This window comes from Streptococcus sp. 9903 (assembly GCF_013276625.1).
In the GTDB taxonomy this organism is placed as follows: Bacteria; Bacillota; Bacilli; order Lactobacillales; family Streptococcaceae; genus Streptococcus.
This window is the reverse complement of sequence record NZ_VMLI01000023.1, coordinates 84,145-94,572: the sequence shown is the minus strand read 5'-3', so window position 1 is coordinate 94,572 and position 10,428 is coordinate 84,145. Positions and strand designations below refer to the sequence as shown.

The 10,428-nt window shown below is 43.4% G+C and carries 9 protein-coding genes; all 9 read right to left on the bottom strand.

Annotated features, from left to right (window positions below):
* Positions 1 to 25: 25 nt before the first annotated feature.
* Positions 26 to 2,041 carry an ATP-dependent DNA helicase RecG gene (recG, locus tag HT696_RS08915; RefSeq protein WP_173219752.1) on the bottom strand — a complete coding sequence of 672 codons (2,016 nt, stop codon included), beginning with the start codon at positions 2,039 to 2,041 and terminating at the stop codon, positions 26 to 28.
* Between the two features lie 18 nt (positions 2,042 to 2,059).
* Positions 2,060 to 3,163, bottom strand: coding sequence for an alanine racemase (gene alr / locus HT696_RS08910; protein WP_173219749.1), 1,104 nt, complete (start codon positions 3,161 to 3,163; stop codon positions 2,060 to 2,062).
* Entirely contained in the window at positions 3,153 to 3,515 is a 363-nt protein-coding gene (gene acpS, locus HT696_RS08905; protein ID WP_240147144.1) for a holo-ACP synthase, read from the bottom strand. Before acpS ends, alr begins: the two co-directional genes overlap by 11 nt.
* Before the next feature lie 44 nt (positions 3,516 to 3,559).
* Positions 3,560 to 4,591 (bottom strand): 3-deoxy-7-phosphoheptulonate synthase, encoded by a 1,032-nt coding sequence (locus HT696_RS08900; protein ID WP_173219743.1) that lies wholly within the window; start codon positions 4,589 to 4,591, stop codon positions 3,560 to 3,562.
* 1 nt (position 4,592) lies between these two features.
* Positions 4,593 to 5,624, bottom strand: a complete 1,032-nt coding sequence (locus tag HT696_RS08895) for a 3-deoxy-7-phosphoheptulonate synthase (protein WP_173282483.1) — start codon at positions 5,622 to 5,624, stop codon at positions 4,593 to 4,595.
* A gap of 80 nt (positions 5,625 to 5,704) precedes the next feature.
* The gene (gene secA / locus HT696_RS08890; RefSeq protein WP_173282482.1) at positions 5,705 to 8,218 is read right to left on the bottom strand and encodes a preprotein translocase subunit SecA; all 2,514 of its coding nucleotides are present in this window, start codon (positions 8,216 to 8,218) and stop codon (positions 5,705 to 5,707) included.
* A 145-nt stretch (positions 8,219 to 8,363) separates the two neighbouring features.
* On the bottom strand, positions 8,364 to 8,654 hold the full coding sequence (locus HT696_RS08885; RefSeq protein ID WP_000940698.1) for a hypothetical protein: 291 nt from the start codon (positions 8,652 to 8,654) through the stop codon (positions 8,364 to 8,366).
* 33 nt (positions 8,655 to 8,687) lie between these two features.
* A complete protein-coding gene (locus HT696_RS08880; RefSeq protein ID WP_173213017.1) occupies positions 8,688 to 9,023 on the bottom strand; it encodes a hypothetical protein in 336 nt (111 codons plus the stop codon).
* A gap of 81 nt (positions 9,024 to 9,104) precedes the next feature.
* Positions 9,105 to 10,415, bottom strand: a complete 1,311-nt coding sequence (der, locus tag HT696_RS08875) for a ribosome biogenesis GTPase Der (protein ID WP_001207696.1) — start codon at positions 10,413 to 10,415, stop codon at positions 9,105 to 9,107.
* Positions 10,416 to 10,428: the final 13 nt, after the last annotated feature.

Below are 10,428 nucleotides of genomic sequence, written 5' to 3'. Positions count from 1 at the left end.
GTTTGAATTTGATTTTCGAAGAGTATTAATCTAAATGTTCTTTCTTTTCCAAATGAAGGGCGATCATGCGCCACTCTGGATCCTCTTGCCAACCTTCTATCGAACTAATATAGCTAGCCACTTTTCTGGCTTCTTCTAAAATCGGAAAATCTTCGATAATATCAGCCACTTGAAATTCTGGAAGTCCTGACTGTCTGGTTCCAAAAATCTCACCCGAACCCCGCATTTTTAAATCTTCCTCAGCAAGAACAAAACCATTGGTGGTTTCTGTCATGATGCGCATACGGTCTTTCCCAGAGTCCGTCTTGGGATTGGCAACAAGAACTGCATAGGACTGCTTATCTCCCCGACCAACACGACCTCTGAGCTGGTGAAGCTGGCTGAGACCGAAGCGATCGGCATCCATGATAATCATGACGGTCGCATTGGGAACATTGACCCCGACCTCGATAACCGTCGTCGAAACCAGAATATCAGTTTTTCTCTCTTTGAACTCCTGCATAATCTGGTCTTTTTCATCACTCTTCATCTTACCATGTAGAAGAGCAACCTCTGCCTTACCTGCAAAATGAGCCGTCAACTCTTCTGATAAGGCAATGGCATTTTTCAGATCCAGAGCTTCTGATTCTTCAATCAAGGGAGAGATGACATAGACTTGGGAACCTTTTTGAATTTCCCCCTCTAACCAAGTCAAGACCTGAGGTAGTTGCTCATGCTTGATCCAGCGTGTCACAATAGGCTTACGCCCTGCTGGCATCTGGTCGATAATGGAAACATCCATATCGCCAAAGGCTGTGATAGCCAGCGTCCGTGGAATAGGAGTCGCTGTCATCATGAGAACATCTGGATTGTCCCCTTTTTCCCTTAAAATCCGCCTTTGTCCCACACCAAAACGGTGTTGCTCATCGATGATAATCAAGCCCAAACGAGCATACTCCACCCCATCCTGTATCAGAGCATGAGTTCCTATAATCAAATCAGCCTCACCCTTGGCAATGGTCTCTAAAACTTCTCTCTTTTCTGCAGCTTTTAAGGAACCTGTCAAGAGAGCCAGTTTCAAGTCGGGAAAAAGGTTCTGTAAACTCTCAAAATGTTGCTCTGCGAGGATTTCTGTTGGTACCATTAGGGCAGCCTGATAACCAGCTGTCACTGCCGCAAACATGGCCAAGCCAGCAACCACAGTTTTTCCACTCCCCACATCCCCTTGTAAGAGACGATTCATGTGGTGGTCCGACTTCATGTCGGCCAAAATTTCCTGCAAACTCTTTTCTTGAGCTTGAGTCAAGGCAAAAGGCAAGCTTTCTTTGACAGCTATCACCTTTTCCTGAGACCAATCCAGAACCAGACCGCTTCCCTGAACTCTATTTTCAGACTTGAGCGTCTGCAACTGCATTTGGAAATAAAAGAGTTCCTCAAACTTGATACGGCGAAGGGCCTGCTTGTATTCTGCCAAATTCTTGGGAAAATGCATAGCATGAACGGCCTGACAACGGGACATGAGTTTATATTTGTCCAGCAAAGACTGGGGAAGATTTTCCTCAATCAAGAGGTCCAGTCCCTGATCAAAAGCCGTCTTGATGACCTTGATCAGACTGGCCTGACTGATTCCCTGAGCCAAGCGATAAACAGGCTGGAGGTCATCTTCCACCTGAGCCAGGACCTTCATCCCAGTCAAACTAGCCTTGGCACGGTCCCATTTTCCAAAGACAGCAAGGGTTGCTCCCAACTCTATCTTATCAGCTAGATAAGGCTGGTTAAAGAAATTCACCGCAAAAACGACTTCTCCCTGCTTGAGGCTAAAACGCAGGCGATTGCGCTTGAAACCATAATACTGGACACTAGCAGGAGTCACGACTTGACCAGAAAGAACCGCCTTCTCACCGTCTTCTAGCTCCAGCACCTGCTTGGTTTTGAAGTCTTCATAACGGAAAGGAAAGTAGAGCAAGAGGTCTTGCAAGTTTTCAATTCCTAGTTTGGCGTATTTTTCTGCTGACTTTGGTCCCACACCAGGTAAGACATGCAAGGGTTGATGTAGATTCATGCTCCACTCCTTTCTTTTCTAATAATATTCTCTCGGAATGCGGTCGCTGAGAAGACAAACCACCTCATAGTTAATGCTTCCACGGTAGACTGCTACCTGAGTCGCTGTGATTTCCTTATCTCCGTCGGAGCCAATCAAGGTTACCTTTGTTCCTAAGGGATAAAGCTTAGGCAGACGAATGGTGATTTGGTCCATCGAAACCCTGCCGACGATTGGGCAAGTTTGGCCATCTACCAAGACAGAAAAATTCTGCATGTCACGTGTCCAACCATCCGCATAGCCAATCGGCACGGTCGCGATGACTTGCTCGCTGTCCGCCTGATAGGTGGCTCCATAGCCCATGCAAGCTCCAGCTGAAACTGTCTTGACATGAACCAGGGCAGATTCCAAGGTCAAGGCTGGTTTCAAGTCATAAGGTAAGTCCAAAACCTCTCCGCTAGGGTTAAGACCATACATAGCATCTCCCATACGGACCGCATTGAAAATAGTCTCTGCATGCCAAAGGGTCGTTGCAGAATTGCTAGCATGAACCAAGTCTGGAAGACCTTTCATACTAGCTAAAATAGTTTTAAACCGTTCTAACTGGGCATTAAAGTAGTCATCTGATTTCTCGTCTGCAGTAGCAAAGTGGGTAAAAATCCCTTCAACACGAGCACCATGTTGTTGGAGCAAATCTTGAGCCTGCTCGGCTTCACTAGCCTCTCGAAAACCAATCCGTCCCATTCCTGAGTCAATCTTGAGGTGAACTGTCAATCCAGTTAGGTCTTCTTCCTTATCTAAGAGTGCTTGAATCCACTCCAGTCCAGCCACAGTCAAGGTGATGTCATATTCTTTAGCTAGAGCAACAACTTCTAGCTCAGAAACTCCTAAAATGAGGATTGGCTTGCTGAGTCCAGCTTGTCTGAGTTCAACGGCTTCATCAATATTGGAAACGCAAAAACCGTCTACATCTTCTTGGATTGCCTTGGCAACAGCTACTGCCCCATGCCCATAGGCATTGGCTTTGACCACTGCCCACTTGAGTGTCCCCTCAGGGATATGAGCCCCCATTTGCTGAATATTGTGTCGAATAGCTCCCAGATGAATCAGAGCCTTGGTTGGTCTATGTGGACTAGCTTTCATGATTTTCCTCCAAAATGACACTGGCTGTCACAAACTGATCTGTATGGCTGATAGAAAGCCAAATCTTTCCTGAAAATGGTGCCTGACTAAAATAAGGTGCCCCGCGTTCATTATTCAAGACTTCCAAATCCTGAAAACCAAGCTTGCCAATGCCCGTCCCCAGAGCCTTGGAAAAGGCCTCCTTAGCCGACCAGCGACCAGCCAAATATTCAATCTGCCTGCGCCCTTTAAGACTGTTAAACCGTTCCATTTCCTTAGCGGTCAGCACGCGCTTAGCAAATCCTTCATGTCGTGTAACTGCACTTTCTATCGAAGCCAATTCTTCGATGTCAATTCCGTGTCCAACTATCATTCTCATCAAAAGGAGTTGAGATTCCCCAACTCCATCCTTTTCACTTATTTTGTCAAGGTAGCGTAAATCTCTTCTACCAAGGCCTCTGTATTTTCCCAACCTAGGCAAGGGTCAGTAATAGAGCAACCAAAGACCTCTGGTTGGTTTTGGCGACCATCTGCTAGGTAAGATTCAATCATAAAGCCTCGAACTGTCTTTTTGATTTTCTCATTCCAATCACGATTTTGCAAGGTCTGACGAACAATTCGAATCTGCTCCATATATTGCTTGCCGGAGTTATCATGGTTGGTGTCGATGAGGATAAAGGGATTTTCAAGTCCCATAGTTTCATAGCGTTCAATGGCTTGGAGTAGGTTTTCATAGTAGTAATTCGGCATATAATTGCCATACTCGTTAACTGCTCCACGGAGGATGACATGGGATAAAGGATTACCTGAAGTCTCAACTTCCTGCCCATGATAAAGGAAGGTTTGCTTGTTTTGAGCAGCATAGATGGCGTTAAACATAACACCCAAATTTCCAGAGGTTGGATTTTTCATCCCTACTGGTGCATCAATCCCAGAAGCCACAAAGCGGTGCTCTTGGTCTTCCACAGAACGAGCGCCAACGGCATGATAGCTGACCAAGTCATCCACCAAGATTAGATTTGACGGATAAAGCATCTCATCTGCCGTCGTCAAACCAGTCTCTGTAATCACGCGGTAGTGCAACTGGCGCACAGCCTGCAAACCGTTAATCAGGCTTGGAGCCTTAGAAGTATCTGGCTGGTGCACCAAGCCCTTATAGCCGTCTCCATTGGTACGAGGCTTAGCAGTATACACGCGCATAACCATGAAAATCTTGTCCGCTACCTTCTTTTGCAAGGCGGATAAACGGCGAGCATATTCCAAGACCGCCTCTTCATTATCAGAAGAGCAAGGACCAATCACCAAGAGGATACGGTCATCTTCCCCTGAAATAATGTCTGCCAATTCTCTATCACGGCTTTCCTTGAGTCTCAAGGCTTCCGCAGACAATTGGGTTTCAGCCTTGATGACTTCCATATCGATTTCTTGACCTTTTTCACTAAATGCCATCTTATTCTCCTAACGTTTTGTAAATTTCTCTGACAAGAGCTTCTGTGTTATCCCAACCCAGGCAAGGGTCTGTGATAGACTTACCAAATACTTCTGGCTCATTTTGTCGACCATCTTCCAGATAAGACTCAATCATAAAACCACGAACGAACTGCTTGATTTTTTCATTCCAAGCACGGTTAATCAAGGTCTGGCGGACAATTCGAATCTGATCCATGTATTGCTTACCAGAGTTGTCATGATTGGTATCAATGATGATAAAAGGATTTTCCAAGCCCATTTTCTCATACTGGGCAATGGTATCAATTAAATTGTCATAATAGTAGTTGGGAATATTTTTTCCATACTCATTAAGAGCACCACGAAGAATAGCGTGCGAAAGCGGGTTCCCAGTTGTTTCCACTTCTTTTCCTAGGAAAAGGAAACTTTGTTTGTTTTGAGCAGCATAAATCCCATTAAACATGACATTGAGATTTCCAGAGGTTGGATTTTTAAAACCAGTAGAAAATCCTGCCCCACTTGCCACAAAGCGGTGTTGCTGGTCTTCAACTGAACGGGCACCAACCGCCATATAAGAAATCAAATCATCTACAAGCGGCAGATTTTCAGGATAAAGCATTTCATCAGCTGTTGTCATACCGGTTTCCGTGATGACACGATAATGAAGATGGCGAACAGCCTTAATTCCATTGATAAGACTAGGCGCTTCTGTCGCGTTAGGCTGGTGAATCAAGCCCTTATAGCCATCTCCGTTGGTACGCGGTTTAGCAGTGTAAACACGCATAACCATAAAGATACGGTCTGCTACTTCTTCTTGCAAAGCTGCCAAACGCTTAGCGTACTCAAGGACAGCTTCTTCATTATCAGATGAGCATGGCCCAATTACCAAGAGAATTCGCTGGTCTTCTCCACGTATAATGGCTTCTAGCTCTTGATCGCGCTGTGATTTTCTCTCCAAAGCTTGACCTTCTAATTTTGATAAGGCACGAACTTCTTCAATATTAATTTTAGGACTTTTTGCTGTAAATACCATAACTCATCTCCTTATAAATCAAACGGATACCAAGTAAAAATTTACTTTTCACAAGGTATCCGCCTCTAAACTATCTCATTTTATTGTCTTTTACCGTGACAGTTTTTAAACTTCTTACCAGAACCACATGGGCAAAGTTCATTCCGTCCAATCTGGCTCAAATCCAAATCTTCAGGCATATTTGCTTGGTGGGCAGCGATATTGCGAGTCGCTGTTGTACTGATATGGTGTTCTGCCTGTGGTCTTTCTTGTTCATGAATTTGTGCTTTCATCATCAAGCGTGTCACATCAAACTCAATCGAACCAATCATGTCATTAAACATACGGAAACCTTCTGCCTGATACTCAACAACAGGATTGTTCTGAGCATAGCCACGAAGTCCAACCGCGTTACGTAATTGATCGAGGGCATCGATATGATCTGTCCACTTGTTATCTACCACTCGTAGAATCAAGACTTTTTGGAACTCTTTAACTGCTTCTTCATCACGTAGTTTTGAAACCTGACTATCGTAAACCTTCAAGGCACGTTGGAAAAGCTCTTCCTTAATAGCCTTATCAGACAAGCCTGACAAGTCTTCTATCGTAATAGAATCTTCAGGAAGCAAGTTGTACTTAGCAAAGTTCAAAATCGCTTCTAGTTTTTCATCTTGTTTGGCACGCGCATGACCATCAACGACACGTTCAATCGTGCGTTTAATCATAGACTGAATTTCAGGTGCCAAGTCACGATCTGCAGTGATAACGTCGTAACGTTGAGCGTAAATAATTTCACGTTGCTCACGCATGACGTCATCGTATTGAAGGACTTGTTTACGGGTATCGTAGTTATTTCCTTCGACACGTTTTTGTGCTGCTTCAACCTGACGTGTCAACATACGAGACTCAATCGCCTCTTCAGACATGTTGAGACGTTCAAAGATTCCCTTCAAGCGTTCAGAACCAAAACGTTTCATCAAATCATCTTCAAGAGATAGGTAGAATTGTGACTCACCTGGATCACCTTGACGACCTGAACGTCCACGAAGCTGGTTATCGATACGACGGCTTTCATGACGCTCTGTACCAATCACACAAAGTCCACCAAGTTCACGAACTCCTTCACCAAGCTTGATGTCGGTACCACGACCGGCCATGTTGGTTGCGATGGTAACGGCACCACGTTGACCAGCATTCATGATAATTTGGGCTTCTCTATAGTGGTTTTTGGCATTCAAGACTTCGTGAGGAACGCCAGCTGCGACCAATTTCTTAGAAATGTAGTCACTTGTTTCAACCGCTACTGTACCAACCAAGACAGGCTGACCTTTTTGGTAACGAGCCTTAACGTCTTCAACAACCGCCTTAAACTTAGCCTCGATACTTGCATAAAGAAGGTCTGAGTGGTCAATACGTTGAACAGGACGGTTGGTTGGAATTGGAATCACACGAATGTTGTAAATTTCACGGAATTCTTCTTCCTCAGTCTTACCTGTTCCCGTCATACCAGACAATTTCTTGTACATACGGAAAAGGTTTTGGTAAGTGATAGAGGCAGATGTCTTAGTTTCATCCTGAATTGGCACACCTTCTTTAGCTTCAATAGCTTGGTGCAATCCATCAGAATAACGACGACCTTCCATGGTACGACCTGTAAATTGGTCAACGATCAAGATTTCTTGCTCTTCGCTCACCACATAGTCAATATCGAGAAGCATGATGTAGTTGGCACGAAGGGCGTTATCGATAAAGTGAGTCAGAGCTACGTTTTCGATGTCATAGAGGTTTTCAAGTTTGAAGTAGCTTTCAGCCTTGTCAATCCCTGAATCAGATAAACCAATAGTCTTAGACTGCACATCGATGATGTAGTCGTCTTTGTCCAAAGATTTTACATAGTGGTCTGCCATGTGGTAGAGCTGACTAGTTTCGACCGCATTAGCACCTGATACGATCAAAGGTGTACGGGCCTCGTCAATCAAGATTGAGTCAACCTCATCGACCAAGGCATAGTTAAGCGGACGTTGTACCATGTTTTCAGCGCGAACGACCATGTTGTCACGAAGGTAGTCAAATCCGATTTCTGAGTTGGTTGAGTAAGTAATATCACACTCATAGGCTTCTTTTTTCTCCATTGGAGATTTGGCGGCCAAGTTAATCCCTACTGACAAACCAAGCCACGAGTACAATTCACCCATCTCAGTCGCGTCACGTTCTGATAGGTATTCGTTAACTGTAACTACGTGGACCCCTTTACCTGAAAGAGCATTGAGGTATACGGGCATGGTCGCAGTCAAGGTTTTCCCTTCCCCTGTACGCATTTCTGGCACGTCACCATGGTGAAGAACGATTCCCCCCATGACCTGAACCTTATATGGGAAGAGACCTAGGACACGTTTAGCACCTTCACGGACAACCGCAAATGCTTCATAAAGCAATGAATCCAGTGATTCTCCATTTTGATAACGTTCTTTAAATTCAACTGTTTTTGCTTTTAGTTGGTCATCTGTCAAAGCAGCCATTTGGTCTTCGTATTTGAAAACCTTGTCAGCCATCTTTTCCAGACGACGGATTTCTCCTTTATCATTTTCGATAATTGTTTTTAAAATATTAGCCATGTTTTTCCTTACTTTAAATTCCGAATATTTTAGAATGTTCTTTTAATTTTAGCACAATTACTGATTATTTTCAAGGAAGAATCCCCATTTTGAAAAGGAAAAAGAGGCTAGTTTCCAAGCTAACCTCTCTGACTTTTATGATGATTTAATTGCCAACAAAAATCGGCAAAATCGCAAATAGGATAAATAGATTTATCCAAAGAGAAAAACAGCAGATCAATCCAAAAACAAAGAGACTGACTTTCTTGGACAGCAAGGCCATCAAAATAGACAGAATACCAAAAACTAGCAAGACTTTCTGTATGCTGAAGAGGTCAATCTTTCCCCCCAGAATCGGACTGCCCCAAGGAAGAAAGAAGAAAGCAATCCAGATCAACAGAACTAAACCAATATAGACCTTAGAATAGCGTGTAATAAATGATTTTAGATGTGCCATAAGCCACCTCCTACAAATAAAAACCGATATAAATCAATGCCTTCCGCCTTTAGACTTCCCTAGTTCTCGTCTCAAGCGAAGCATTTTTTTGAAACAGGAATAAGTTAACCAATTCAGACCAATAGCTAGCAGAATAAAAAGAAACCAAATGCCCCATAACTTGATATCTGTCAAATTTCTCAAGACGATATTGAAAAACAGAACTGAAACAACTGCCCAAGCAAGGCTAAAAAGAGCATAGAGGGGAATGTAAAACCAGTAAAAATAGTAAAAAATTGGGAAAAATTTACTTTCTCTATTATCCTTTTCAATCCAGCTGAAAAAGTAAAACCAGGGAAATAAGATTATAAATTTAAACAAATGTTTCATCGACACCTCCTTTTTGATAGCGTTTTCTATTATTTTATTATATCAAAAAAATCTGGAAATGTCATTCCAGATTCTACTTTTTTATTTGCGTTTTCTTGCGATGAGATGGATTGGAGTCCCCTCAAAGACAAAGGCCTTGCGGATTTGATTTTCCAAGAAACGCAGGTAAGAAAAGTGCATAAGTTCTTCTTCGTTGACAAAGATGACAAAGGTTGGTGGTTTGGTTGCCACTTGGGTCGCATAAAAAATCTTGAGACGTTTTCCTTTGTCTGTCGGTGTTGGGTTAATGGCAATAGCATCCATAATCACATCATTCAAGACAGCTGATGGAATACGTGTATTTTGACTTTCGCTGATTTGCTTGATCATCTCAGGAAGTTTGTGGAGACGTTGCTTGGTCAAAGCAGATACAAAGATAATCGGTGCGTAAGGCAGGTATTGGAACTGCTCACGAATATCTTCTTCCCAGTTTTTCATAGTATGGTTGTCTTTTTCAAGAGTATCCCACTTGTTGACCACGATAATCATCCCTTTACCAGCTTCATGGGCAAATCCTGCGATACGCTTGTCGTATTCACGGATTCCTTCTTCCGCATTGATGACCATTAAGACCACATCTGAACGGTCAATAGCACGCATGGCACGCATGACAGAGTATTTCTCGGTATTTTCATAAACCTTACCAGATTTACGCATACCAGCCGTATCAATCATGGTAAACTCTTGACCATCTGTATCTGTAAAGTGGGTATCAATAGCGTCACGCGTTGTTCCAGCAACAGGACTAGCAATGACACGGTCTTCGCCCAAAATAGCGTTAATCAAGCTTGATTTTCCAACATTGGGACGTCCAATTAGGCTAAACTTAATCACATCTGGATTTTCTTCTTCATATTCATTTGGAAGATTTTCTACGATCGCGTCTAGCACATCCCCTGTACCGATACCATGGACAGATGAGATTGGCAGTGGTTCCCCCAAACCAAGAGCATAGAAATCATAGATATCATTTCGCATCTCAGGGTTGTCCACCTTGTTAACTGCGAGGATAACTGGTTTGTGGGTCTTATAAAGCTTACGAGCTACGTATTCGTCTGCATCAGTAATTCCTTCCTTACCAGACACGACAAAGACGATAACATCTGCTTCTTCCATGGCAATTTCTGCCTGATGCTTGATTTGTTCCATGAAAGGAGCATCGACATCATCGATTCCTCCTGTATCAATCATGCTAAAGGAACGATTGAGCCACTCACCCGTTGCATAGATACGGTCACGTGTCACTCCTTCGACATCTTCTACAATGGAGATTCGCTCACCAGCGATCCGATTAAATAGGGTTGATTTCCCAACATTGGGACGTCCTACAATGGCAATAGTTGGTAGGGCCATAATTTCTCACTTT